This is a genomic window from Pseudorhizobium xiangyangii, assembly GCF_020531965.1.
Taxonomy (GTDB): Bacteria; Pseudomonadota; Alphaproteobacteria; order Rhizobiales; family Rhizobiaceae; genus Neorhizobium; species Neorhizobium xiangyangii.
This window is the reverse complement of sequence record NZ_JAJAWH010000003.1, coordinates 121013-144873: the sequence shown is the minus strand read 5'-3', so window position 1 is coordinate 144873 and position 23861 is coordinate 121013. Positions and strand designations below refer to the sequence as shown.

Annotated in this window: 25 protein-coding genes and 1 pseudogene; 5 read left to right on the top strand and 21 right to left on the bottom strand. The window is 61.3% G+C overall.

The window, feature by feature from the left end:
* Positions 1-88 precede the first annotated feature (88 nt).
* Entirely contained in the window at positions 89-424 is a 336-nt protein-coding gene (locus LH464_RS03505) for a hypothetical protein (protein WP_226784984.1), read from the top strand.
* A 58-nt stretch (positions 425-482) separates the two neighbouring features.
* On the opposite strand, the gene LH464_RS03500 is transcribed toward LH464_RS03505, so the two are convergent.
* From LH464_RS03500 to LH464_RS03490, 3 genes are all read right to left on the bottom strand, one after another.
* On the bottom strand, positions 483-1736 hold the full coding sequence (locus LH464_RS03500) for an aminopeptidase (RefSeq protein WP_226784983.1): 1254 nt from the start codon (positions 1734-1736) through the stop codon (positions 483-485).
* 63 nt (positions 1737-1799) lie between these two features.
* Positions 1800-2276 (bottom strand): Cys-tRNA(Pro) deacylase, encoded by a 477-nt coding sequence (gene ybaK / locus LH464_RS03495; protein WP_226784982.1) that lies wholly within the window; start codon positions 2274-2276, stop codon positions 1800-1802.
* A gap of 8 nt (positions 2277-2284) precedes the next feature.
* Entirely contained in the window at positions 2285-2632 is a 348-nt protein-coding gene (locus LH464_RS03490) for an ArsC family reductase (RefSeq protein ID WP_226784981.1), read from the bottom strand.
* A gap of 171 nt (positions 2633-2803) precedes the next feature.
* Here LH464_RS03490 and LH464_RS03485 point away from each other — a divergent pair, with 171 nt between their 5' ends.
* Positions 2804-2968 carry a hypothetical protein gene (locus tag LH464_RS03485; RefSeq protein WP_226784980.1) on the top strand — a complete coding sequence of 55 codons (165 nt, stop codon included), beginning with the start codon at positions 2804-2806 and terminating at the stop codon, positions 2966-2968.
* Between the two features lie 119 nt (positions 2969-3087).
* On the opposite strand, the gene LH464_RS03480 is transcribed toward LH464_RS03485, so the two are convergent.
* Positions 3088-3570: a VOC family protein gene (locus LH464_RS03480; protein WP_226784979.1), complete on the bottom strand. Its 483-nt coding sequence runs from the start codon at positions 3568-3570 to the stop codon at positions 3088-3090.
* A 177-nt stretch (positions 3571-3747) separates the two neighbouring features.
* On the opposite strand from LH464_RS03480, the pseudogene LH464_RS03475 reads away from it, so the two are divergent.
* Both LH464_RS03475 and LH464_RS03470 read left to right on the top strand, forming a co-directional pair.
* Positions 3748-5282, top strand: a pseudogene (locus LH464_RS03475) (VOC family protein).
* Positions 5283-5378: 96 nt separating this feature from the next.
* Positions 5379-5936, top strand: coding sequence for a methylated-DNA--[protein]-cysteine S-methyltransferase (locus tag LH464_RS03470; RefSeq protein ID WP_390624913.1), 558 nt, complete (start codon positions 5379-5381; stop codon positions 5934-5936).
* A 75-nt stretch (positions 5937-6011) separates the two neighbouring features.
* Here LH464_RS03470 and guaA read toward each other — a convergent pair whose 3' ends face one another.
* The 13 genes from guaA to LH464_RS03405 all read right to left on the bottom strand — a co-directional run bounded on the left by guaA (position 6012) and on the right by LH464_RS03405 (position 19326).
* Positions 6012-7589 carry a glutamine-hydrolyzing GMP synthase gene (gene guaA, locus LH464_RS03465; protein WP_226784978.1) on the bottom strand — a complete coding sequence of 526 codons (1578 nt, stop codon included), beginning with the start codon at positions 7587-7589 and terminating at the stop codon, positions 6012-6014.
* A 40-nt stretch (positions 7590-7629) separates the two neighbouring features.
* Positions 7630-8268, bottom strand: coding sequence for a 5'-methylthioadenosine/S-adenosylhomocysteine nucleosidase (locus LH464_RS03460; RefSeq protein WP_226784977.1), 639 nt, complete (start codon positions 8266-8268; stop codon positions 7630-7632).
* Positions 8265-8714 (bottom strand): PaaI family thioesterase, encoded by a 450-nt coding sequence (locus LH464_RS03455; RefSeq protein ID WP_226784976.1) that lies wholly within the window; start codon positions 8712-8714, stop codon positions 8265-8267. Before LH464_RS03455 ends, LH464_RS03460 begins: the two co-directional genes overlap by 4 nt.
* Before the next feature lie 69 nt (positions 8715-8783).
* A complete protein-coding gene (locus tag LH464_RS03450; RefSeq protein ID WP_226784975.1) occupies positions 8784-9236 on the bottom strand; it encodes a TspO/MBR family protein in 453 nt (150 codons plus the stop codon).
* Positions 9237-9274: 38 nt separating this feature from the next.
* Positions 9275-10321, bottom strand: coding sequence for a DUF1513 domain-containing protein (locus LH464_RS03445; protein ID WP_226785082.1), 1047 nt, complete (start codon positions 10319-10321; stop codon positions 9275-9277).
* 41 nt (positions 10322-10362) lie between these two features.
* Complete coding sequence (locus LH464_RS03440) at positions 10363-11469, bottom strand: imelysin family protein (protein WP_226784974.1); 1107 nt, start codon at positions 11467-11469, stop codon at positions 10363-10365.
* Entirely contained in the window at positions 11469-13007 is a 1539-nt protein-coding gene (locus LH464_RS03435) for a di-heme oxidoreductase family protein (RefSeq protein ID WP_226784973.1), read from the bottom strand. The genes LH464_RS03440 and LH464_RS03435 overlap by 1 nt, the downstream gene beginning before the upstream one ends.
* Before the next feature lie 80 nt (positions 13008-13087).
* Complete coding sequence (locus LH464_RS03430; protein ID WP_226784972.1) at positions 13088-14362, bottom strand: imelysin family protein; 1275 nt, start codon at positions 14360-14362, stop codon at positions 13088-13090.
* Between the two features lie 131 nt (positions 14363-14493).
* Positions 14494-15783 carry an RsmB/NOP family class I SAM-dependent RNA methyltransferase gene (locus LH464_RS03425; RefSeq protein ID WP_226784971.1) on the bottom strand — a complete coding sequence of 430 codons (1290 nt, stop codon included), beginning with the start codon at positions 15781-15783 and terminating at the stop codon, positions 14494-14496.
* Between the two features lie 77 nt (positions 15784-15860).
* A complete protein-coding gene (locus LH464_RS03420) occupies positions 15861-16223 on the bottom strand; it encodes a septal ring lytic transglycosylase RlpA family protein (protein ID WP_226784970.1) in 363 nt (120 codons plus the stop codon).
* A gap of 385 nt (positions 16224-16608) precedes the next feature.
* Entirely contained in the window at positions 16609-17481 is an 873-nt protein-coding gene (locus LH464_RS03415; RefSeq protein WP_226784969.1) for an SDR family oxidoreductase, read from the bottom strand.
* The gene (gene queG, locus LH464_RS03410; protein WP_226784968.1) at positions 17481-18653 is read right to left on the bottom strand and encodes a tRNA epoxyqueuosine(34) reductase QueG; all 1173 of its coding nucleotides are present in this window, start codon (positions 18651-18653) and stop codon (positions 17481-17483) included. Before queG ends, LH464_RS03415 begins: the two co-directional genes overlap by 1 nt.
* Positions 18634-19326: a glutathione S-transferase family protein gene (locus LH464_RS03405; protein WP_226784967.1), complete on the bottom strand. Its 693-nt coding sequence runs from the start codon at positions 19324-19326 to the stop codon at positions 18634-18636. The genes queG and LH464_RS03405 overlap by 20 nt, the downstream gene beginning before the upstream one ends.
* Before the next feature lie 161 nt (positions 19327-19487).
* Here LH464_RS03405 and LH464_RS03400 point away from each other — a divergent pair, with 161 nt between their 5' ends.
* The gene (locus LH464_RS03400) at positions 19488-20294 is read left to right on the top strand and encodes an undecaprenyl-diphosphate phosphatase (RefSeq protein ID WP_226784966.1); all 807 of its coding nucleotides are present in this window, start codon (positions 19488-19490) and stop codon (positions 20292-20294) included.
* Here the strand turns inward: LH464_RS03400 and LH464_RS03395 are convergent, their stop codons facing one another.
* The 4 genes from LH464_RS03395 to LH464_RS03380 all read right to left on the bottom strand — a co-directional run bounded on the left by LH464_RS03395 (position 20295) and on the right by LH464_RS03380 (position 23752).
* Positions 20295-20459: a hypothetical protein gene (locus LH464_RS03395; RefSeq protein ID WP_226784965.1), complete on the bottom strand. Its 165-nt coding sequence runs from the start codon at positions 20457-20459 to the stop codon at positions 20295-20297.
* An 81-nt stretch (positions 20460-20540) separates the two neighbouring features.
* A complete protein-coding gene (locus LH464_RS03390; protein WP_226784964.1) occupies positions 20541-21959 on the bottom strand; it encodes a TRAP transporter large permease in 1419 nt (472 codons plus the stop codon).
* Positions 21956-22540, bottom strand: coding sequence for a TRAP transporter small permease subunit (locus tag LH464_RS03385; protein ID WP_226784963.1), 585 nt, complete (start codon positions 22538-22540; stop codon positions 21956-21958). Before LH464_RS03385 ends, LH464_RS03390 begins: the two co-directional genes overlap by 4 nt.
* A gap of 78 nt (positions 22541-22618) precedes the next feature.
* Entirely contained in the window at positions 22619-23752 is a 1134-nt protein-coding gene (locus LH464_RS03380) for a TRAP transporter substrate-binding protein (RefSeq protein ID WP_226784962.1), read from the bottom strand.
* Between the last annotated feature and the right edge of the window lie 109 nt (positions 23753-23861).

The window sequence follows — 23861 nt, the reverse complement described above, 5'->3', positions numbered from 1 at the left end:
GCCTACTTTATTGATGGAGAAGCGCGGACGCGGCGGTGCCATTTGCACCGGCAATGCGGGGCGCGTCATCAGGCCAGGAGACGTCATCATGAGAAGAGTTTTCGCTGCGGTGGTTGCAGCTTGCCTGTTCGGCCCGGCTGCAGCAGCAACACCGGCAATGGCCGGCCAGAGCGAGCTTTCGGTTTTCCTCTTCGGCAGGAACTACAATGACGGTGTGCTGGCGCTCTCTGTCCGGCGGGGACATTGGGAGGATGAGCGCGACGCATCGCACTACGAGTTCCCGGCCCAGATACGGATAGCGCAGGCCGTCGTGGCGCGTGATCCCGCCCTGCTGCAGGCGCTCGCACGACGCAATATCGCCCCGCATAATGTGCTCTGGGTGCGGACGGCCGCCAATGGCGGAAGGATCATCTACTACCGCTGACCGCAGCGCTTGCCCGGCGGGCGGCAGCCCATCCCTGGAAGGGATGGGCGAGGCAGGATCAGGCCCATTCGCCCTGGCGCATCACCGGCGCCTTCGATCCGTCTGGCCGGATGCCATCGATATCGACCTTGTCGGAGCCGATCATCCAGTCGATGTGGATGAGGCTGGAATTGCCGCCCTGTGCCTTGATCTGGTCCTGGCTGAGCGATGCGCCATCCAGGAAGCATTTCGAATAGCACTGGCCGAGCGCGATGTGGCATGAGGCGTTCTCGTCGAACAGTGTATTATAGAAGAGAATGCCGCTTGCCGAGATCGGCGAGGAATGCGGAACGAGCGCCACTTCGCCGAGGCGTCGTGCACCTTCGTCCGTGTCGAGTACCCGATTGAGCACTTCTTCGCCCCTGGAAGCCTTTGCTTCAACAATACGACCGCTTTCAAACCGTACCTGGATGTTGTCGATCAGGGTTCCCTGGTGCGACAGCGGCTTGGTCGAGGAGACATGGCCTTCAACCTTCAGCGCATGCGGCGTGGTGAAGACTTCTTCAGTCGGAATGTTCGGGTTGCAGGTAATGCCGTTCTTGGCTGTCGAGGCGCCGCCATGCCATTCATGGCCATCGGCAAGCCCGACCGTCAGGTCCGTGCCGGGGCCGGTGAATTGCAGCGCGGAGAACCGCTCGCCGTTAAGCCATGAGGAGCGCTTTGCGAGGTTCGCATTATGCTGCGCCCATGCGGCGACTGGGTCGGCGAGATCGACGCGCGAGGCGGCAAAGATTGCCTCTGCGAGCCGGAACACGGCCTCGTCCTCCGGAAGGTCAGGGAACACGACCTTTGCCCATGACGGGTTGGGATAGGAGATGATGTTCCAGTTGATGTCGAAATTGGAAATCTTCTCCAGCGCCGGCTTGTAGGCCATGGAATTCGCCTTGTTGGCGCGCGCCACCTTGGCGGGATCCTGGCTGGCGAGCAGCATAGGGTTGTCGCCCGCGATGGCGAGCCGTGCCGCGCCATTGGCATAGGCCTTCGCCATGCCTTCGTAGAGCCAGCCGGAGGCCCTGTCGAAGCTGCTGTCTGACGCATGGGCGTAGCGTGCCAGCGTGGATTCCTCATCGGCATAGAACGTGGTGACGAGGCCTGCGCCCGCCAAATAGGCGTGCTTGGTGACCAGTCGGACGAGCGGCAGGGCCGCGAGCGGCGCCGTGATGACGAGGTCCTGATCGTGCTTGAGCTGGAGGCCCACTTTCACGGCCACTTCGGCCAGCTTGTCGAGCTTGATCGGATCGACTGCGGTCTTGATTTCGGATTGAATGTTCATCGTCTTCACTGTCCTGTCTGCACGGTTGCGTCAGAGATAGTACTCTTTGACCGACGTTTGAAGCTATTCGGCGACGAGCGGCGCAGCAACCGCCTTTAGCGCCGACTGCGCGTCCTGCGGTGAAAGCCGAACCTGAAGGCCGCGCTGTCCCCCGTTGATGTAGACGTGCGGCTCGGCGAGAGCGGATACCTCCATCGCTGTCGGGACCGGCTTCTTCTGCCCGAAAGGGCTGATGCCGCCGACATGGTAGCCGGTCACGCGTTCCGCATCCGCCGGTTTCATCATGCTGGCCGCCTTGCCGCCGAAGGCTGCGGCCAGCCGCTTCATGCTGACTTCCCGATCGGACGGGACGACGACGCAGACCGGCCGGCCATCCACCTCTGCCATCAGGGTCTTGAGCACCCTGTGTGGCGCTTCGCCGATTGCTTCGGCGGCCTGCAGTCCGATGCGATCCGCATTGGGATCGTAGTCGTAGGTGGCCGTGGTGAAGGAAATGCCGGCTTTTGAAAGAGCTTGTGTCGCGCGCGTGGCTTTCGACATGGCGGAACTCAGGATAAGTGCGGTTCGTAAAATTCAGGTTTGAAGCCGACGATGATCTTGCCGTCTGCTTCCAGTATGGGCCGCTTGATCATCGAGGGCTGCGCCAGCATCAGGCCGATCGCCTTGTCACGGTCGAGATCGGCCCTGGCCGTCTCGTCCAGCTTGCGGAAGGTCGTGCCTGCGCGGTTGAGCACTGTCTCCCAGCCGGCAGCGTCTATCCAGCGCTCCAGATGGGTCCGGTCGATGCCTTGGCTTTTGTAGTCGTGGAAGTCGTAGGCAACGCCCTTCTGCTCCAGCCAGGTGCGGGCCTTCTTCATCGTGTCGCAGTTCTTGATTCCGTAGATCGTCGTGTTCAAAGCCAGCCTCCAATTATCTGGAGAAACGGATATCAAGCCGAACATGGATTGCGCAAGCATTGACCTGGATCAGAAAGCGCCATGCTTCCTGAGCATAGCTCCGTTGTTGCCTTGTGCATTGCACAAACGCCTGCTCGCGCCCACATTGAGGACAACAAAAAGGAGCAAAACATGTCCAGCACACGCAAGGCAATTTCCGGCGGTTTCATCGGTCGCGCCTTCGCAGTCTTCGGCGCCGCGATCAACGCTTCGAGCGCTGTCGAGAACCATCGCAGGCCTGCAAGGCGCGACCTCGCGATCCTCGGTATCGACCCCAAGGCGTTCGACCAGATCTAATTGTCGCGCGGCATCTGCCGCTCGACATCCAGGGCAGGCTATTGATGGTCTGTCGCGCTGACCTCCCGGCACCGGGAGGTTGAGGTAGGCACTCAGGCTGAAGTCGCGGTCAAACGACCTCAGCCTTGATAGGCCTTCTCCAAGGCGGCGATATCGACTTTCTTCATGGAAAGCATCGCCTGTACCACGCGGTTCGTACGCTCCGCATCCGGATCGGTAAGTATTTCCGGTATGCGTCGGTAATTGACCTGCCAGACGACGCCGAAACGGTCTGCCAACCAGCCGCACTGCTGTTCCTGACCGCCGCCCTCCAGCAACCTGCCATAGAGCCGGTCGATTTCGTCCTGCGTATCGCAATGGACGAGGAAAGAGACGGCAGCGTTGAACTTTGCATAGGGGCCACCATTGATGGCCACAAAGTTCTGTCCATCCAGTTCGAAATCCATAGTCAGCACGGATCCCTTTGGCCCAGGGCCGGCGTCTCCGTAATAGGAGATGCTGTTGATGCGGGAATTCGGAAACAGATCGACGTAGAAGTTTACAGCCTCCTCGATCTTTTCCTCGAACCAGAGATGCGGCACGATCTTCTGTAACATGGCCATAGGTAATCCTCCTTGCTTGGCGGATCCGGAGGACGCACCGCATGGACCTGTTCCGACACATCTTTGAATTATTTTGTCGCTGCGACAGCCGGTGAACGGTGAGTTGCCGCGGGACGGCTTTTTCTGCTTCCTTCCTTCATGCACAGTGCGAAGCCACAATCATGAAAGGAAGCCGCAGTGCCCTCAGGCATACACCACGTCACGCTGATTACCCGCAAGGTGCAGGACAATGTCGACTTCTATGCGGGCTTTCTCGGGCTACGCCTGGTGAAGCGCACGGCGGGCTTCGAGGACGCGACGCAGCTTCATCTCTCGCCTCGCCCGGTTCCCTCGTGACATTTCTTGTCTGGGAGGACGGCTCGCCCGGTCGCGTGGGGCATGGTGCCCCCGCCGAGGTATCGTTTGCCATTTCCCGGCAAGCCATAGGCTTCTGGCTCACCCGGGCCCTGCAGTTCAATGTGACGGTGGCGGGCCCGAGCCAGGAGTTTGGCGAGCCGGTCCTGCGCCTGACGGACCCCGACGGCATCATCGTCAAGCTCGTGGGCACGGACCTGATCGAAAACGCATCGCCATGGATCGTGCCCGGAATAACCGAAGGCGACGCCATCCAGCGGTTGCGCGGGGCAACCATCTGGTCCGAGAAGCCGAAGGAGACCATGGGTTTCCTGGAGCGGTACATCGGCTTTTCCGCGGGGCCGGAAGAGGGCGGCCTTCAGCGCATGACCTCCCTGTCCGGCGATATCATCGACATCCGCGATGCGTCCGGGTTCTGGACCGCAGCACCCGGCACCGGGACTATCGACCACGTTGCCTTTCGCGCCCGGGACCGGGATGAAGTCGAAGCGCTTCATGGTGCGCTTGGTACGGCGGGTCTCGGCGCCACAGTCGTTCACGACCGGACATACTTTTATTCGCTCTATGTCCGGGAGCCCTCCGGGACGTTGATCGAGGTGGCAACCGACGGTCCGGGGTTCGCCATCGACGAGCCGCTGGAGAGCCTCGGCTCCGATCTGTTCATACCGCCGCATTTTCTCAAGGACAAAGCTGACCTCGATGTGGTGTTGCCGCAGTTCGGACTGCCGGGCGAGCTGCGCACCGTCTATCGCGACCTGCCTTTCGTGCACCGTATCCATGTACCGGACGCGCCCGACGGGTCCGCGCTTGTGCTGCTGCATGGAACGGGTGGAAACGAAACGAGCCTGTTGCCGATGGGGCGGCGGCTGATGCCGAACGCGACGCTGATTGGTGTGCGCGGACGATCAACCGAGGAGGGCGTTGCCCGCTTCTTCCGACGTTTCGGTATGAACCGCTTCGACCAGAAGGACATCCTGTCGGAGGCGAAAGCCTTTGCGGCATTCGTGGAGGATCTCCCCGCGGCCTATGGCGTCGACCCGGCCCGGCTGACCTTTCTGGGTTACTCCAATGGCGCCAACATGCTCGGCGCCGTCATGCAGCTTCATCCTCAGTTGGTCCGGCACGCCGTGCTTCTGAGAGCGATGAAGGTCCTGGATGACAATCCGCCGCCGGCAGACCTTTCGGATGCCAAGGCCTTGATGCTGACTGGGAAGCTCGACCTGTACGGCCCCTACGCTAAGGGCTTGCAGGAACAACTCGCTGCGGCAGGCGCCACGATCGAGGAGCGGCGAATGGATGCCGGCCACGAGCTTGTGGAAGCGGATGAACTGGCGATCCGGGACTGGCTTTCGGCCTAGATAGCTTCTGGACGCAAGAACCGGGTTGCGCCACGAGCCTCATGGCGCGATTCTGGCGGCAATCAGTTGAGGAGCTGGCAGTTGAGGAGGCTGGCCATGGCCATACATCGATATACCATCTTCGAAACGCAAGGCGGCTTCTGCGGCATTGCATGGAACGACGTCGGCATCACCCGCTTCCAGCTGCCGACAGCGGACGAGGCAGCGACGGAACGCCTGTTCTTGCGGCGTCTGCCGAAGGCGGAGCGCGGAACGCCGCCGGCGCATATCGAAGACGCCATTGCCGCGACGAAACGCTATTTCGCTGGCGAGCGCGTCGATTTCTCCCATCTCGTTCTGGACCTTCGGGATCAGGACGAATTCTTCCGGCGGATCTATTCCGCCGCCCGCAATGTTGGCTGGGGCCATACGACTACGTATGGAACGCTCGCAAAGGAACTGGGCGCTGGACCGGAAGCGGCGCGCGATGTCGGCCAGGCGATGGCTAAGAACCCGGTGGCGCTGATCATCCCCTGCCACCGCGTACTGGCCGCCGGTGGAAAGCTGGGCGGCTTTTCCGCGCCCGGCGGAGGCATGTCGAAGACCCGGATGCTGGAACTGGAAGGTGTGCGTCTTGGTCCGCCGGAGCCGGCCCAACAGTCGCTTGGGTTTTAGAGGCTCGACGGCCTAACGAAAACGGAGGGCCAAAGCCCTCCGCAGGTCTGTTGTATTCAGCGGGGCATCAATCCCTTATTCCCACTCGATCGTGCCGGGCGGCTTGGACGTCACGTCGTAGACAACCCGGTTGATGCCGCGCACCTCGTTGATGATGCGGGTCGCCGTGCGGCCGAGGAAGTTCATGTCGTACGGGTAGAAATCCGCCGTCATGCCATCGACCGAGGTGACGGCCCGCAGGGCGCAGACGAAGTCGTAGGTGCGGTGGTCGCCCATGACGCCGACCGTCTGCACCGGCAAGAGCACGGCAAAGGCCTGCCAGATCGTGTCGTAGAGACCGGCCTTGCGGATTTCGTCGAGATAGATCGCATCCGCCTTGCGCAGGATGTCGAGCTTCTCGCGGGTGACGGCGCCAGGGCATCGGATCGCGAGGCCCGGACCCGGGAACGGGTGACGGCCGATGAAGCTTTCCGGCAGGCCGAGTTCGCGGCCGAGCGCGCGGACCTCGTCCTTAAAGAGCTCGCGCAGCGGCTCCACGAGCTTCATGTTCATGCGCTCGGGCAGGCCACCGACATTGTGGTGGCTCTTGATCGTTACCGACGGACCGCCGGAGAAGGAGACGCTTTCGATGACATCGGGGTAGAGCGTGCCCTGCGCGAGGAAGCGCGGCGAACCCTTGCCGTCTGCGGCGATCTTGGCAGCTTCCGCTTCGAACACTTCGATGAACAGGCGGCCGATCGTCTTGCGCTTCACTTCCGGGTCACTCTCGCCGGCAAGCTGGGTCAGGAACAGGTCGGACGCTTCCACATGGACAAGCGGGATATTGTAGTGGTCGCGGAACATGCCGACGACCTGCTCGCTTTCGCCCTGACGCATCAGCCCATGATCGACGTAGATGCAGGTCAGCTGGTCGCCGATTGCTTCATGGATGAGGACGGCCGCGACGGAGCTGTCGACGCCGCCCGACAGGCCGCAGATGACGCGTTCACTACCGACCTGGTCCTTGATCTTGCGGATCATCTCGGCGCGGTATGCTGCCATCGTCCAATCGGACTTCAGGCCGACGATCTTATGCACGAAGTTGGAGAGCAGCTTGGCGCCGTCGGGCGTATGCACCACTTCCGGGTGGAACATGGTGGTGTAGTAGTGACGGCTCTCGTCGGCGGCGATTGCGAACGGCGCATTCTCGGAGGTGGCGATCACCTCGAAGCCTTCCGGCAGCTTGGTAACGCGGTCACCATGGCTCATCCAGACCGGGTAGCGGCCACCCTTTTCCCAAAAACCTTCGAACAGCGGGCTTGCCGACTTGACCTCGACATCGGCACGTCCGAATTCCGCCGCATGGCCGCCTTCGACAACGCCACCAAGCTGGGTGCAGAGGGTCTGCTGCCCATAGCAGATGCCGAGGATCGGCACACCGCTATCGAACACCGCCTGCGGCGCGCGCGGGCTTCCCTCAGCCGTGACCGAAGCCGGGCCGCCGGAAAAGATCACGCCCTTGGGTGCCAGCTTGTTGAAAGCCTCGGCCGCGTTCTGGAAGGGGTGGATTTCGCAATAGACACCCGCTTCGCGGATGCGGCGCGCAATCAGCTGCGTCACCTGGCTGCCGAAATCGATGATGAGGATGCTGTCGGGATGGGCTGTCTGGGTCATGGCGAGCCTTTAAAGAAAAGTTGGCTGGCTGGCAACTGCGTCAGAGGCGCAATTCGCCGTTCTCGAGCGCTCTCGCGAGACGATCGACGGCTGCCGCCAACTTCTCGTCGACGACATGGAGGTACTCCGTCCAGTCACCGACATGTTTCAGTTCTTCCTTGCCATCCGAGATGCCGCGCAAGCCGATGAGTGGCAGGCCGAACAGGTGGCAGCTGCGCAGGATGGCATATGTCTCCATATCGACCATATCTGCCTCGATGTGGTCGTAACTCCCGCCGGAAACGATATTTCCTCCCGTCGAGAGCGATGCGGATGGAATGCCCGGCACAGCATACGGCAATTCGATCACGGCAGGGTGGTCCAGAAAGGGTGTCCGGCCGCGCTCGAAACCGAGCGGCGAGGCGTCCATGTCACGATAGGCGACGGAGGCAACCTGATAGACGCCCGTCTGTTCCAGGCTCCGCGAGCCGGCGGAACCGAGCGACACGACGAGATGGGGGAGCTTCTGCGAGGCATGCAGCGTCGTGAGCGTATAGGTAAGCGAGACGGCGGCTTCCACCGGGCCGACGCCGGTCATGAGGGGCGCGATCCGCCGGCGAAGATGCGGGCCGTATTCCGCATCCACCGCCATGACGAACAGAATGGAGCGGTCGCCTACCTTCGTGAGTTCATGCGTCATTCGACGATATCCTCGCGCCCGCGGATGACCATCATCGTGCCGGTCATCGAAGCGATCAGCTTGGCTGGGCCATCGCTGATGGCATAGGCGCGGCCGTCCGCAACGATGATGGTGGAGCCCGGTTTGGTGATCTCGCCGCGGAAGAGGAAGCGATCGCCCCGGCCCGGCGACATCAGGTTCACCTTGAACTCGATGGTGAGGAGCGAAACGTCCGGCTCGACCGTCGTATACGCGGCATAGGTGCCGGCGGCATCGAGCGCCGCAGATATCACGCCCGCATGCAGCAGCCCGTGCTGCTGCGTCAGCTTCGGATCGAAGGGCAGCTCGATTTCCACCATCGCCTGCTCGACGCGCGTGAGTTCTGCGCCGATCGTCTTCATGGCGCCCTGGCGGTCAAAGCTCCGCCGGATGCGTTCGCGGAAATTTTGGGTATCGATGTTGTTCATGCCTGCCTCTTCGCAGTTGCGAAATTGGCATGTCGAGACCCGTTCGGCAAGCCGCCGGACGCCGCGCGGTCAGTTTAGGAGCGCGATCGACAGGTTGAGCAGAGTGGCGAAGCTCACCCAGGCGAGATAGGGAATGAAGAGCCAAGCACTGATGCGGTCCACTTTCCAGGCGAGGGAGATGAAAGCGAGGACGGCAGCCAGCATCGGAATGATGACGACGAGCCCGAGGATCGGGCTTTGGGCCCCGAAGAAGGCGGGCGACCACAGAAAGTTCAGGATCATCTGCATGAACCAGACCTGCATCCGACCCGACGCCGGCGATTGCAGCCAGGTGCGGGCGCCGGCAATGGCGATCAGCACGTAAAGCGTGGTCCAGACTGGGGCGAAGATCCACGGCGGTGGCTGGAAGAACGGCTTGACGAGGGATTGGTACCAATCGCCGGGTGCGTTGCTGACGCCGCTTAAGGCACCCAAGCCGATGACGATGGCGATGAAGATGATGTAGGTGAGCGTTTTTTTCATGCGCCGGATATAGGGCCGGGTCCGGCCCGCGCCAGAGGCTAGGTGATCCGCGCGATGTGCTGGTCCCAGGCAACCCCGCTGCGGGTCTGGTTGAAGCGGCCGCCATAGGACGACACGGCGATGCCCTGGGCGGCCGGTGCGACACCGGCTGCATCGCGCACCATCTCCTCCTTCAGCAAGGCTCCGGTCTTTGCATCGAGCGTGATGGCCGCGCCGCCAACAGGCGATGTCAGGCCCACCAGGCCTTCGCGGCGATTGACGGCGATGGCTCCGACATAATTGCCCAGCCGGATGGTCGTTTCTTCCGGCAGGTCCAGAAGTGCGATGTCTTCGCCTTTGGAAAGCCAACCGGCTAACGGTGGCAATTCGTTGCGCGCCCCCTCCCATTGGCATGCGAACCATATCCGGTTGTTGTCGCCGACCGCGACGTGCCGAGTGGAAAGCTGGCGGAGCGATGGCGGCAATGCATGCTTCTGGATGAGCGCGCCGTTCCTCGCATCGAGCAGTACAAGCGACGGTTCCATGCGGTCCAGGTTGAGCTTGGTGCGGCCGAAATCCGGATGGGTCTCGATCCCACCATTGGCGATGACGATCGTCGTGCCGTCGTCGGTGACGGCCATGTCGTGCGTGCCGATGCCATGCGCGTCGAACTCGCCGATGCGATGGAAACGGTCGGTGGCGTCATAGATTCCGATCACGCCGAGATTGCCATCGAAGTCGTTCTCGCTGGCATAGAGGCGGCGACCATCCGGGGAGAAGGCGCCGTGGCCATAGAAGTGGTGGCCTTCCGGTGCTGTGATCATGAAGGGTTGGCCGGAGCCGGCCATGGGCAAGGCCAGAGCAAAGGTGCCCGGGCGACGCGCGAAGGCGACGATCCGGCCGCTCACCGGGCTGAACGCCATGCCATGGGCGCGAGCGGGCAGAGTGATGCGGTCGACGATCTCGCCTCGCTCAGAAACGGTGGCGATACCGAAGGATCCGTCCGGCGCACGGAAGCCCGAGGCATAGACCGCGTCGGAGCGTTCAAGCGCCATCAGGGATCGTGGCGCGAGGGCGGCCGCAAACGTGATGCCGGCGGCCCTCATGAAGCTGCGGCGATCGATGAGGTCGCTCCGCCAGCTCAACGTCAGTCTCCGTCCGAGAAGGAGAAGCCGGAGGTGAGGCCGATCGCGCCGCCGTAGTCGTCGTTCAGGCGGCCGATCACGTCGCGGCCGTTGATCAGAAGGAAATCGAGTTTCTGCCGCTGCCTTTCGTCGGAGACCACGGCTTCCATGCTCTCGTTCATCTGGCCGGTGACCCGCAGCATCGACGTCAGGATGAAATCGACGGAGCCTATGATCGTGTCCTGATAGCCGACCAGCAGATCGACCATGCCCGATGCTTTGACCAAATCCTGCAGGCCCCGCAGGTTTCCTTCGATCATTGTCCAGGTATTGCCGGACCGCCAGAAGATTGCCTGCTTGGGGAAAGCAGGCTTGTCCTTGCCCTTGTAGAACGTCTCGATCCGCTGATCGCGGACCATTTCCGCACCGTGCACGAGAATGCCGAGAAGCGCCGTCATCGCCTCCCGTTCGTCCCGAAAGACGGGATTGTTCGGACCCGGCTCCTTCCAGGCCTTTTGTACTCCGTCCGGGGCATCCCATAGGGCGACCAGCTCGGCGGCAATCTGCTCGATGTTTGTCGCGACGCCCCGACCGTAGCGGCACCGGAAGCTGTCGGGTTCCGAAGCAAGAGCATCCGAACCAGTGCCGGAAAGGACGAATTCCAGCGCGCCGAAACCCTGCATGGCAACACTCTTGCCGGAGAGGCCCTTTGGGGAGGTCGCACTTTCGTCCGGCTTGGCGAGCAGCGCCTGCACCTGTTTCAGGCCTGTGCTCTTGCGGTCCGGATAGAAGAGGATTCGCTCGAAACGGTTCTTTTCGATCGCCGGGCCTGTGCGAACGATCTCAATGCGGGCCCAGCTTGCGGCAGTTGCAGAAAAGCTCTCCCTGGCCTTGGCAAGCGTCTCAGGCGAGGGATCGGCGCATAGCGTCTCCATGCTCCCGGCCAGTTCGCCGGCAGCGCCATGGAAGCTGCGATAGCCCGGCCGTATGAAGTCGTCCACCGCCTTTGCGACCACGGACCTGATCGCCGATGCCTGCGGTACCGTCGGTTGCAGGGTTTCCTCCTGGGCAAGTGCTGCCGGTATGGAGAGAAAGGCTGCGAAAGCCGCCGCGGCAAAGGTCTTCAGCATCAGAGCGACTCCAGGAATGTGAGCAGTGCCGTTCTGTCGTCCTTGTCCATCGAGGCGAAGGCATCGCGCGCCACCCGCGCTTCACCCCCATGCCAGAGGACGGCCTCGGTGAGGTTGCGGGCGCGCCCGTCGTGAAGGAAGAAGGTATGGTCGTTGACGGTTTTTGTAAGGCCTATGCCCCAGAGCGGTTGCGTGCGCCATTCCCGCCCGTCTGCAACGCCGACCTCTTGCCCGTCCGCGAGGCCTTCGCCCATGTCGTGCAGCAGGAAGTCGGAGTAGGGCCAGATCAACTGGAAGGCGTGAGCCTTGTTCCCGGCATCGCGTCGCGTGACGAACTTCGGCGTGTGGCAGGATGTGCAGCCGGACTGGTAGAAGAGTTCCTTGCCCCGGAGCACCTTGGCATCGCCGGGTTCGCGGCGGGCCGGTACGGCAAGGTTTTCGGAGTAGAAAGTCACCAGCGGCAATACTGGGTCCGGTGCCTCCGTCGGCCCCAACCGTTCCTGCGCGCCGGTCGGGCGTGCCAGGCAGTCCGGCTGGGAGGTGGTGCAGTCTCCGTGGTCGAACGGCGCATCCGGGTTCGAGATGCCGAGATCGCCGGCAAATGCCGAGGCGGACTGGCCTCTGACGGATGCATTCTGTGCCTTGAAGCCGAACCGACCGAGCGTCAGTTCTTGCGTAAGGTGGTCGCGGACCATGGCGGGTTTTCCGGAGATGCCGTCACCATCCTCGTCGTCCGGGTCGGCCATGGCGAGAATGTCGGCCTCATGAATTGCCTGGATCATGCCCATGCCGATCATCGGCGGTGCTATCCTTGGCGACAAGGTGACATCGAGGTCCATCGGGCCATAGTTCAGGTCCTTCACCGAATAGGTCGGCTTGCGCAATGAAACGACTTCGCCGTCGGCCAGCGTGACGGGGATCTCCTCGTAAGAGATCACCATCTTGCCTTCCGCCTTCATGCCCGTGACCGCGAGATCCTGTAGCTGTTCGCCATAAGTGGAATCCGCAAAGTTCAGCGCCTCGTGCCGCGCGAGGATTTCACGTTCCTTTTCCGTGCGCGGCGGTCGTGCGAGCCGCAGGAACATGGACGTCGCGTCCGCTGCTCCTTCAGGCGGGTGACCGCGGCCATCCTTCAGATGGCAACTCTGGCAGGCCCGCGCGTTGAAGAGCGGTCCCAGTCCATCGGACGCTTGGGTCGAGGAGGGCGCCGAAACCCACAACTTGCGGAACAGCGCGTTGCCGAGTTTGAATTCCTCTTCTTCCGCGAATGTGAGGTTGGTGGAGAAATGCGAGAAGGCGTCGCCGTTGACGATTGCCTTGGTGGTGGCCGCGCCACCCTGCATGGATTCGAAGTTCTCCGCTTTCGAGAAATCCGATGTTGGCCGTGTTACGCCGGCAACCCGCTTCTTGTCCTTGGGCGATAGGTCCGTCCGCTCCGTCGGAAAGTTCGGGCTTTCGCCGATCGCGATCAGTGGAGACAAAAGGAGCGCGCCCGACAGGATCGGCAGCAGCAGTTTCGTGACTTTGGGCGCTCTCATGGTGGTCTAGGCCGCGCGGATGACCGGCGGCCCCCTTCAGGTCCTGCGGACAGTTAGGTTTCGGATGCGTGCCCTATGGCTTATTGGAACACCGCGTCAGGATTATCGAGGCTGTCGGAACCTTCAAGTTCGATCGTGCCGAGATCGAGCGACGCAATGACGCGCTCGAATGACTTTGTCTGGTCGATCAAGCCATCGATGGCGACCTGCACGGCGGCATTGCCATCCGCATTGCCTTCGCCGATCATCTGGTCATAGGCCTCGCCGCCCTTCGCCCGTTCCGCCAATGCGTTCATTGCGGCAACGGTTGTTTCGAGCTTGCCCTTCACTTCCGCGTCGAGCGCGGCATCCCTGGCGACGACCAGCTCCGACAGCGAAGGCCCGGTCATCTTCGTTCCATCGACGCGGGTGTATTCGCCGGTATAGGCAGACGCGATGCCAACGGCGTCGTTCAGATGCGAGGCATGCGTGTTGTCCGAGAAGCAATCATGCTCTTCTTCCGGATCATGCAGCAGCAGCCCGAGCTTCATGCGTTCGCCCGCCAGTTCGCCGTAGGACAGTGAACCCATGCCGGTCAGTACGGAGCGGATACCGGCCTGCGGATCGGCCGTAACGGCCTTGGTTGCTTCTCCTTCGGGAGCCCAGGCCGCGACCATGTCACCGAGGTCGGAGATCAGCAGTTCCGACGCAGCCTTCAGGTAGGCGGCGCGGCGCTCGCAATTGCCGTTGGTGCAATTGGCCGTGTCGAAGTCGGTATAGGGGCGGCTGCCCGCGCCGGCCTCCGTGCCGTTGAGATCCTGGCCCCAGAGAAGAAACTCGATGGCGTGATAGCCGGTCGCGACATTCGCCTCGATTTCACCGGCCTCGTGCAGGCTGCGCAGGAGATCGGGGTTGATGTTGGTCGCGTCGATCTCTTCGCCGTTCACGGTGAGCTTGGAGTGGGCAATGATGTTGGCGACATAGAGCGCATTCTCGTCGCTCTCCGTACCGTAGGAAGCATCCACGTAGTCGATCAGCCCTTCATCGAGAGGCCAGGCATTTACCTTGCCTTCCCACTCATCGACGATTGGGTTGCCGAAGCGATAGACCTCGGTTTGCTGATAGGGAACGCGAGCGGCGATCCAGGCTTCTCGCGCGGCCTTGAGCGTTTCTTCGCCGGGCTTTGCAATCAGGGCGTCGATGGCGGCATCGAGTGTCTTGGCCGTAGCGGACGAGTCCTCGAACTTGGCATGCGCCAGTTCGGCGTAGTGCTTGACGACTGCGGCCGGTTCAGTGGCTGCGGCCGGCGTGATGGCGAAGGTCGCGGAGGCGGCCAGAAGCGCAAAGCTTGCGCCGAGAATTGTCTTGCGGATCATCGTCCCTCCTTCGGCAGCCCTATCCCTCGGCTGCACAGGAAGTGCATGACCCAAATAAAAACTAGTGTCAAATGATCTAGTTTAGAACGAATTCAAGCAGGCAGGGCTGGCTTGACGACTGTCAAGCCAGATCAGTTTGCCCGGCGCATGCGGCAGAAAAAGAAACCGTCGGTTCCTGTGCTGGCGGGGGTCAGCGTCAGCGTCTTCTCGTTGGGGCTATGCGGCTTCGGTGCGGTTGCTCCGAAGAGCTCGGTCCATGTCTCCAATACCGGCTCCGGCGAAAATTCCGGGTTTTCGGAACAGAAGCGCTCGATCTGCCGGTCGTTCTCCTCCGGCAGTATGGAACAGGTCACGTAAACGAGATTGCCGCCGGCCTTTACGAAGGGGGCTGCCTCGGAAAGTGCCGCCTGCTGCTGGGCGATCCGTTCATCCAGGTTCTTTTGCGTCAGGCGCCATTTGGTATCCGGTCGCCGCCGCCAGGTTCCTGTTCCGGTGCACGGGGCATCGACGAGCACGCAGTCCAGCTTGCCCTTCAAAACCTCGAGTTGGCGGGCATCGTCATGAACCTGCACATTGCGTGTGCCTGCCCGGCGCAGTCGCTCTATGATCGGGGCGAGGCGCTTGCGGTCCGCGTCGTAGGCGTGGACCTGACCCTTGTTGTTCATCGCTGCCGCCATGGCGAGAGTCTTGCCGCCGCCGCCGGCGCAGTAGTCGAGAACCTGGTCATGTTCTCCCGGATGGGCGAGATCCGCAACGATCTGGGAGCCTTCGTCCTGAACTTCGAACCAACCTTTCTGGAACGAAAGCTCGGCAGTGACGTTTGGAAGCCGCGACGCTCCTTCTCCGGCCGCGATGCGAATGCCGTTACGCGCAATCTGCGACGGCACCGCGCCGGAGCGGTCGAGCGCCTTGACGACCTTCTCCCGTGACGCCTTCAGCGTGTTGGCGCGGAGATCGAGGGTCGGACGTTCCGCCAGCGCCTTGGCCTCTGTCAGCCAGTTCTCACCGAAGCATGCTTCGAAGGATGGCTGGACCCAATCGGGGATATCGCCCTGCACATGAAGGGGCGCGTCCTCAAGATTGCGGGAGGCAAGGGCCGAGAAGTTCGCTTCGGTAGGAGGCGGTGGAGCGAAGCGGTCATCCGCGAACTCGGCAGAAAGGGCCTCCGAGGAAAGCCCCCATTGTCGGATGAGGACCGCATAGGCAAGGGCACTGGGGCTCTCGTCGTCCATGAGCCAGGCGTGCGAGAGGCGCATGCGCAAGGCGTCGTAGACGATGTTGCCGATGGCGGCGCGATCGCCGGAGCCCGCAAAGCGATGGGCCAGGCCCCAATCCTTCAGGGCGTCGGCAACAGGGCGTCTTCGTGCATCGATATCGGCCAGAACATCAATCGCTCCAGCAAGCCGTCCGCCCAGTCGCATGTCATTCTCCGTCTCGGTTGAACCCGTATGTAACGGGTCCTAGCCCTCATCGTACCGAAGGGCAAGCCTCGCCGGAGTTAGCTGATGACCTGGTAACAGACCTGGGCGGTGCCGGAACGCACCATGCCGATGTTCTGGGCTGCCGCCTTGGATACGTCGATGACCCGGCCCTTGATGAAAGGTCCGCGGTCGTTGATGCGAACGATCACGCTCTTGCCGTTGCGCTTGTTCGTCACCTTCAGTTTGGTGCCGAAGGGCAGCGAGCGGTGGGCTGCAGTCAGGTTGGCCGGGTTCATGCGTTCCCCGGAAGCTGTCTTCGAAGTCAGCGCATACCAGGAAGCGTGTCCGCACCCGGGCGCAGCGTTAGCCTGCGCGGGCCCAAGAATTGCGAACATTGCAATGGCCGCCGCGGCGAAAGTCGAGCGTCGAATTGTTGTCAATGTCGTCGTCCCCGTCGAGTTGATCCCTGCACTTGGCGTGCAAGAAAGTTTAAGCGGGGCCAAATTTGGCGAAAAAGTGTGCGGCTCAGTTCACGGAATGTTACAGACTGTAATATTCGTGATCATATACGGTGCTATGTATTATCAGGCATTTAGGCGGGACGTCGCAAAAATCCGATTAGAATCAGGGTCAAACGCGGAATCAGATTTCAAGATTCAGGCGGAGTTCACGCGATCACGAAAATGCGAAAATTTTTTTTGTTGCAGTGCGCCAAAAGTAGGATTTTTTGACCGTTCTCGCCCAGATTTTGCCGCACAGCAAAAGCATTTTCATCTTCATTCTGGCGTTTGGATGAATTTTCCATTCGCTGGAAGCGTCAGAAACTCAGCCCTTCCAGCGCCCCGTCGACCATAATTCTTCGAGCGACTTGCGATATTCCGGGAAGCGGAACCGATAGCCCAGCTCGCCGATGCGGCGGTTGGAGACCTTCTTGTTGGAGCTGTAGAAAGAGCGCGCCATCGGCGTCATGTCGGCCGTCTCGAAAGCCTGTTCGGGAGGCGGCTCGACGCCCATGAGACTGGCGGCTCGGGAAATGACATCCTGAGGCGGGGCGGGTTCATCATCCGTGATGTTGAAGACACCACCCTGTGTCGCTTCGGCAAGAAACAGGGTTGCTCCCGCGATGTCCTCGACCCGGATGCGATTGAAGACCTGATCTTTCTTGACGATCCGGCGGGCGCTGCCCTTGGCCAGATTGACGAAGGCGTTTCGACCGGGCCCGTAGATGCCGGCCAGGCGCAGCACGGCCACTGGCAAGCCCGCCGCCTTGCCTTCGGCCAACCAGGCAGTCTCCGCATCGACCCGTTCCTGCGATCGGCCGAGCTTGGGATGGCAGGGCGTGTCCTCATCCACCCAGCCGCCCCCCTGGTCTCCGTAGACGCCGACCGTGGAGAGATAGCCGATCCATGCGAGCTTCGGGCAGAGCTCTCGCAGCTGCCCTCCGACGAGCTGCAACAGCGGATCGCCGTCGGCTCCCGGGGGTATGGACTGCACCAGATGCGTGGCTTTCGCCAATTCGGCGATCATGGCTTCGCTCAGCATGGTGCCGTCGAAAACCATGCCTCGCATGCCCTGCGTTTCCAAGGCTCCGGCTTTGTCATCGGTTCGGGCGGTTCCGACAGCGGTTGCCCCGGCAGATATGGCGGCTTGCGCTATGGCGGCGCCGGAATACCCGCATCCGAAGATGATCATGTGCATCATGCAACTCCCGCCAACTGCCACTCGTCCAGGACCTCAGGATCGTCCTCTTCCGCACGCGACGCGGAGAAGCGTACGAATTCCTCCGGCGACATCAGCCGCTTCAGCGCCCAGATGACCATGCCGCGAACTGTCGCAGATGGATCGCGCGCCAGCATCAGGCAGGGTTCGATCAGCGCAGTATCGGCGGAATTGCCGGCTGCGAGCAACACGTTGCGGATGAAACGGTTGCGCCCGATGCGCTTCACCGGCGAGCCGCTGAAAAAGGTCCGGAATGTCGCATCGTCAAGCGAAAGCAGAAAGGCCAGCGACGGCTCCTTGAGATCGTCCCGCGCCTTCAGTTTCATCTCGGAGGCGCTGGCGGCGAACTTGTTCCACGGGCAGGCTGCGAGACAGTCGTCACAGCCGTAGATGCGGTTGCCGATCAGCGGCCGGAACTCCGGATCGATAGGACCCTTGTGCTCGATCGTCAGGTAGGAAATGCATCGTCGCGCATCGAGCCTGTAGGGGGCGGGGAATGCATTCGTCGGGCAAGCCTCCAGGCAAGCCCGACAGGAACCGCAATGGTCCACTTCCGGCTCGTCCAGGACCAGATCGGCCGTCGTGAACATGCTGCCGAGGAAGATCCAGGAGCCATGTGTCCGGCTGACCAGGTTGGTGTGCTTGCCCTGCCAGCCTAGCCCTGCGGCTTCTCCCAACGGCTTTTCCATGACAGGAGCGGTATCGACGAACACCTTGACGTCCTCGCCGGCGCGTGCGGCGAAGCGGGTGGCGATCTCCTTGAGGCGGCCCTTGATGATGTCATGATAGTCGCGGTTGCGCGCGTAGACGGAAATGGCGCCGTGGCTTGGTTTTTCCTGCAGTCCCCGAGGGTCTTCTTCGGGACCGTAGTTGAGGCCGAACATGACGACCGAACGCACCTCGGGCCAGAGAACCTTGGGATCCGACCGGCGGTCCCGTGTCTCTTCCATCCATCCCATGGTGCCGTGATGACCATCGCCGAGGAAGGTTTCCAGTCGAGCGGGTGCCTGCGGTATGCTTTCCGCATGAGTGATGCGACAGAGGTCGAACCCCTGCGCTGCCGCTTCCGCCTTGACGAAGGCGGTCAGCTTGTCCTGCCGCCGTTGATCTGCATCGGCGCGGCCCGTAGGGTCAGAAATCAAGGTCCGCATAGTGAGAAACCGGGGTTATGCCCCGGACCCGTTCGGCCAGTAGCGGCCGGAAAGAGGGACGGGACTTCAGGCGTTGATACCAGTCCTTCGCAACCGGTATCTCCGTCCAGTCGATCTCGCCGAGATAGTCCAGCACGGAGATGGAAGCTGCGGCGGCAAGGTCGGCGTAGGTCAGGCGGTCTCCGGCAAGCCATGGCCGCGAGCCGGCGAGCCAGGAGAGGTATTTCATATGCTGCTTGATATTGGCGCGCGCCGTGCGCAACGCCTTGGAATCGGGCGCGCCACCACCTTGGGCCGCTGTCATCTGCAGTTTGTAGACGCGCTCGCGGACCAGCGGTCGCGTGACGTCCTGTTCCATCTTCGTCAGGAACCAATCCGTCAGTCGCCGGATTTCCGCTCGCTGGAAAGGATCTTCGGCCAGAAGGCGCCGGTCGCGCTTGAGGACGCCGTGCGTTTCGTCGAGGAATTCCATCAGGATATTCGGTCCGCAGAGCGCCCGCATGCTGTCATCGACGTAGACAGGCAGCGTTCCAGCCGGGTTCAGGGCCAGGAACTCCCGGCGCCTTTCCCATGGCTGTTCTTCTACGAATTCCGCCGGAAAGCCATATTCCGCGAGGATAAGGCGGACGAATCGCGAACTCGACGACATTGGATGGTGAAAGAGCGTGGGCATAGATACGTGAGCTTTACGAATACGATATAGGAAGATTTGCGGCTGCGGCGCTTAGCTGCGCAATACCGCAGCTATATGGGTTTGGTAAGGGGCAAGGCAAGAAAACAACCAACTCCGGTTCCGGCAACCTTGCCGTGGAACCATCAAACAAAGGATGAAGAATGCCGGAACAATCGATCGTCAGTGCCCTCGTTCTCGGATTAATCGAGGGACTGACGGAGTTCATACCCGTGTCCTCGACCGCGCATGTGCTCTTGGCCGGGCAATTCCTGGGCTTCAAATCTCCCGGCAATACGTTCGCAGTGCTGATCCAGTTGGGCGCGATCATGGCGGTCCTGCTCGTCTATTTCCACCGGCTGCTGAATATCGCGCGTGATATTCCCAACAGTGCCCGGGCCAGGCGTTTTGTCGTAACTGTCCTGCTCGCGTTTCTGCCAGCTGCAGTCATCGGCGTGTTCGCCCATGGCTTCATCAAGTCGGTCCTCTTCGAGACGCCGGCGCTGATGTGCGTCGTCCTCATTCTCGGGGGCTTCGTCCTGCTGGCTGTGGATCGCATGAAGTTCCAGCCAAAATACACGGACGTCATGGACTACCCGCCGTCGCTCGCTTTCAAGATCGGTCTCTTCCAGTGCCTTGCCATGGTGCCGGGAACGTCACGATCGGGGGCCACGATCGTCGGCTCGCTGCTGATGGGAACCGACAAACGATCTGCGGCAGAATTCTCCTTCTTTCTTGCCATGCCGACGATGCTCGGTGCCTTCACGCTCGATCTCTACAAGAACCGGGCGGCGATCAGCGTCGATGACGCCGCAGTGATTGCAGTTGGCTTCATCGCCGCCTTCATCACGGCACTCTTGGTCGTGCGCTCTCTCCTGGATTTCGTATCCAACCGAGGCTACGCCCTTTTCGCCTGGTGGCGGATTGCCGTGGGCAGCGTCGGTCTGATCGGGCTGCTGTTTCTAGGCTGATCAGTGGCGGTCACTGTTATGATGGAACAGGAAGTCATAGGCGGTCATTGCCAGGGTAACGGCGAACAGGATACCCAAATCGACACGCGGCACGCGCCAGAAGAACACGGCGAGGAACGCGCACAGCGTTAAGAATGCGAGCAAGGCCAGGATCCGGTTTTGCATGTCCGAACTTCCTCCTTTGGGTTGCAGTTATTTCGGGACCGCCGCGAGAGTTTGCGCGGCGGTCTCCACAACGCGGCCTGGTCAGCGGCCGTAGACTTGGTCCGGCAGGTAGAAGACCAGCTGCGGGAACATGTAGACCAGCACCATGCTCAGAAGCACCAGGCCCACGAAGGGCAGCATGCCCCGGAAAATCTCTGTCAGTTGCACGTAGGGCGGCGCTATCCCTTTCAGGTAGTACGCCGACATCGCCATCGGTGGCGTCAGGAACGCAGTCTGCAGGTTGAGCGCCACAAGGATCCCGAAGAACAGCGGATCGATCCCGAACATCGGCAGCAAAGGCAGGAAGATGGGCACGAAGATCACGATTATCTCGGACCATTCCAGGGGCCAGCCGAGCAGGAAGATGATCAGCTGCGCCAGGAGAAGGAATTGCAGCGGTGTCAGATCCAGCCCCTGGACGAAGCTGGAGATCACCTGTTCTCCTCCGAGATACGCGAAGACCGACGCGAACGTATAAGACCCCACGAACAACCAGCACACCATCGCCGAGGTACGGATCGTCAGGTAGACGCTTTGCCTGATGCGGTCCCACGTGAGTGCGCGATAGGCTACCGCGAGCACCAAGCCGCCGAGGGCCCCGATCGAGGCCGCTTCCGACGGCGTGGCAAGACCGAAGAGGATGGAACCGAGCACGGCGAGGATCAGAAAGGCCAACGGGAAGAACGACGTCATGATCATGAAGGCGAGCTTCAGGAACGGTACGTCCGGCACCTCCTCTGCCGTTGGCTTGGGTGCCACGCTCGGCTGAAGGATAGACCGGATCACCACGTAGGCGAGGTAGAGGCCGAGCAGCAGGAATCCGGGGATGAGCGCGCCCGCATACAATCGAACGATGGAGACCCCCGACGTCGCCGCATAGACGATCAGCATGATCGAGGGCGGGATCAGGATGCCGAGCGTGCCGCCAGCGCAGATGATCCCGGAGGCGAAAGAGTGATTGTAGCGCGCTTTCAGCATTGCCGGGAAGGCAAGCAGGCCCATCAGGGTCACCACGGCACCGACGATACCGGTGGCGGTCGCGAACAGGCCGCAGGTGATTAGTGCTGCAACGCCCATCGAACCGGGGACGTTCTTCGAGGCGACGTTCAGCGTACTGAACAGCCGGTCCACGATGTTCGCCCGTTCGACGATGTACCCCATGAACAGGAACAGCGGGATTGCCGTCAGCACGTCGTTCGCCATCACGCTATAGGTCTGGTTGACGAAGAGGTCGAATATGCGGTTGTTGAAGAAGCCTTCGACCCAGAGACTGGTGCTGTCCCAACCGCCTGCGTTTTCGTCCAGCCGGTTGAATGCCCGCCACATGCGGGATGGCTCGTAATAGGCGTAATATCCGAAGCCGATACCCATGGCCATCAGCGTGAAGGCGATGGGAAAGCCCAAAAATATGATGAAGATGAACAGGCCAAGCATCAACATGGCCACTTGCGGATCAGTCATTTCTTTCCCCCGGCCAGTTCTGCTTGCTTTTCCCGAATAAGGATTGCCTCGGTCTCTTCGACATCCACTTCAGCTTCGAACCAGCGCCCGTCGCGAATGCACAGAATGCACCTGAACACCTGGGCTATGCCCTGGATGAAAAGCAGAATGCCTGCTGCGACCATGACGGTCTTGAACTGGTAGATCGGGATGCCGGCCGGGCTGTTAATGCTCACTTCACCGTAGCCCCAGGAACGGGAGGCATATTTCCAGCCGGAGAAGATGAGCGCCGTAACGCCGGGAAAGAAGAAAAACAGGTAGAGGACGAGATCCAGCATCGCCTGCGTCCGCGGCCTCCACAGCCGGTAGAGGAAGTCGCCGCGTACGTGGCCGCCGAGCGAGAGTGTGTAGGCGCCGCCCATCATGAACAGTGTGCCGTACATGATGAAGGATAGATCAAGAGCCCACGGCGTGGGCTTGTTGAGCAGGTAACGCACGAAAACTTCGTAGCTTGTGCCAAAAGTCATGAGGATGATCAGCCAGGCAAACGCCTTGCCGAACCAAGCCGACGTGGCGTCGGCAAAACGAATGAATGCCAGCATCAATGACGTCTTTCCGTAATGGGTGGAAGTCGGCAGGAGCGGATGCTCCTGCCGTTCAATGCACGCCAGTGGAGATAGTCAGAGTTTCAGCTTGTCCGGGAAGTGGTGATTGTAGGCGAGCTTGTAATCCGGAGCGGCCATCAACTCGAAGTAGGTGACGCGCTCAACCCAGGCTCGCTGGCTGTCGAGCACCTTCTTCATGAAGGCGTCCTTCTCGAGTTCCACGATCAGGTCGTCCCAGGCCTTGATCTGGGCATCGAGGATTTCCTGCGGTGTACGGTGCAGGTTCACCTTATGCTCGTCCCTGAGCTTCACGAGATCGGCGGAATAGTTGTCCATTGCCGATGCCGTGTTGGCGGTCGAGGCTGCCTCCACCGCATAGCGTACGATCGCCTGCAAATCGGGATCGAGGTCGTCGTAGAAGTCCCTGTTGAAGATGAACTCGAAGCATTCCGACGCCTGGTGGTAGGACGCAAGGTAGTAGTGCTTCGCCACGTCCTGTGCGCCGAAGCGAATGTCCGACGACGGATTGTTGAATTCGAACGCGTCGATAACGCCGCGCTCCATTGCCGGAACGATTTCGCCGCCCGGCAACTGGGCGACGGACATTCCCATGGCCTGCATCAGATCGGCTGCAAGGCCGACGGTGCGGTATTTGAAGCCGTTGATGTCATCGACGGTTGCAACTTCGCCCTTGAACCAGCCGAAGGGCTGGGCAAACATCGGGAAGCCCATGAAGCCGACGACGTTGAGGCTGAGGATGTCCTGTTGCAGTTCGCGATAGAACTCAGCTCCGCCACCGGAATAGAACCATGACAGCATGGTCGTCGCCGAGCCGCCGAAAACCGGTCCTGTTCCGAACAGCGACGCGGCCTTGTGCTTGCCGTACCAATAAGCCGGCACCGAGTGCGCTGCGTCGATGACGCCGTCATGGCAGGCATCCAGAACCTGGAACGCGCCGACCACCGATCCTGCCGGGAGAAGGTCAACGGTCAGCCGCCCTCCGGACATGGCCTGGACTCGCTCGGTATACTGGCGGGCAAACTCCATCCAGATGTCCGATGCGGGCCACGAGGTCTGCATTTTCATGACGATAGGCGATTGTGCTAGCACGGCTGGAGCGGCTAGCGTGCCTGCGGCAACGCCACCTGCGGTTGCGCCAATTTTCAGGAATGAGCGGCGCGTATGCGCTGCCTTGTCAGACTTTTCCATCGATTTCTCCTCCCAATGGGCGGGCTCTTGCCCTTCTCCCAGGAGGAGTATTGTGGAAAAGAACGGTGACTTCAATACATGACTATCACTTGGGTCCCAAATGCATGGG

What these genes read in the sequence shown, in the direction of transcription:
- LH464_RS03430 (WP_226784972.1), bottom strand. Translation starts at nt 14,362, where the DNA reads ATGATCCGCAAGACAATTCTCGGCGCAAGCTTTGCGCTTCTGGCCGCC.
- LH464_RS03400 (WP_226784966.1), top strand. Translation starts at nt 19,488, where the DNA reads ATGCCGGAACAATCGATCGTCAGTGCCCTCGTTCTCGGATTAATCGAG.
- LH464_RS03485 (WP_226784980.1), top strand. Translation starts at nt 2,804, where the DNA reads ATGTCCAGCACACGCAAGGCAATTTCCGGCGGTTTCATCGGTCGCGCC.
- queG (WP_226784968.1), bottom strand. Translation starts at nt 18,653, where the DNA reads ATGCGGACCTTGATTTCTGACCCTACGGGCCGCGCCGATGCAGATCAA.
- LH464_RS03470 (WP_390624913.1), top strand. Translation starts at nt 5,379, where the DNA reads ATGGCCATACATCGATATACCATCTTCGAAACGCAAGGCGGCTTCTGC.
- LH464_RS03405 (WP_226784967.1), bottom strand. Translation starts at nt 19,326, where the DNA reads ATGCCCACGCTCTTTCACCATCCAATGTCGTCGAGTTCGCGATTCGTC.
- LH464_RS03505 (WP_226784984.1), top strand. Translation starts at nt 89, where the DNA reads ATGAGAAGAGTTTTCGCTGCGGTGGTTGCAGCTTGCCTGTTCGGCCCG.
- LH464_RS03395 (WP_226784965.1), bottom strand. Translation starts at nt 20,459, where the DNA reads ATGCAAAACCGGATCCTGGCCTTGCTCGCATTCTTAACGCTGTGCGCG.
- LH464_RS03440 (WP_226784974.1), bottom strand. Translation starts at nt 11,469, where the DNA reads ATGCTGAAGACCTTTGCCGCGGCGGCTTTCGCAGCCTTTCTCTCCATA.
- LH464_RS03455 (WP_226784976.1), bottom strand. Translation starts at nt 8,714, where the DNA reads ATGAACAACATCGATACCCAAAATTTCCGCGAACGCATCCGGCGGAGC.
- LH464_RS03385 (WP_226784963.1), bottom strand. Translation starts at nt 22,540, where the DNA reads ATGCTGGCATTCATTCGTTTTGCCGACGCCACGTCGGCTTGGTTCGGC.
- LH464_RS03445 (WP_226785082.1), bottom strand. Translation starts at nt 10,321, where the DNA reads ATGAGGGCCGCCGGCATCACGTTTGCGGCCGCCCTCGCGCCACGATCC.
- LH464_RS03390 (WP_226784964.1), bottom strand. Translation starts at nt 21,959, where the DNA reads ATGACTGATCCGCAAGTGGCCATGTTGATGCTTGGCCTGTTCATCTTC.
- LH464_RS03380 (WP_226784962.1), bottom strand. Translation starts at nt 23,752, where the DNA reads ATGGAAAAGTCTGACAAGGCAGCGCATACGCGCCGCTCATTCCTGAAA.
- LH464_RS03450 (WP_226784975.1), bottom strand. Translation starts at nt 9,236, where the DNA reads ATGAAAAAAACGCTCACCTACATCATCTTCATCGCCATCGTCATCGGC.
- LH464_RS03425 (WP_226784971.1), bottom strand. Translation starts at nt 15,783, where the DNA reads ATGCGACTGGGCGGACGGCTTGCTGGAGCGATTGATGTTCTGGCCGAT.
- LH464_RS03460 (WP_226784977.1), bottom strand. Translation starts at nt 8,268, where the DNA reads ATGACGCATGAACTCACGAAGGTAGGCGACCGCTCCATTCTGTTCGTC.
- LH464_RS03500 (WP_226784983.1), bottom strand. Translation starts at nt 1,736, where the DNA reads ATGAACATTCAATCCGAAATCAAGACCGCAGTCGATCCGATCAAGCTC.
- LH464_RS03415 (WP_226784969.1), bottom strand. Translation starts at nt 17,481, where the DNA reads ATGCACATGATCATCTTCGGATGCGGGTATTCCGGCGCCGCCATAGCG.
- LH464_RS03435 (WP_226784973.1), bottom strand. Translation starts at nt 13,007, where the DNA reads ATGAGAGCGCCCAAAGTCACGAAACTGCTGCTGCCGATCCTGTCGGGC.
- guaA (WP_226784978.1), bottom strand. Translation starts at nt 7,589, where the DNA reads ATGACCCAGACAGCCCATCCCGACAGCATCCTCATCATCGATTTCGGC.
- ybaK (WP_226784982.1), bottom strand. Translation starts at nt 2,276, where the DNA reads ATGTCGAAAGCCACGCGCGCGACACAAGCTCTTTCAAAAGCCGGCATT.
- LH464_RS03480 (WP_226784979.1), bottom strand. Translation starts at nt 3,570, where the DNA reads ATGGCCATGTTACAGAAGATCGTGCCGCATCTCTGGTTCGAGGAAAAG.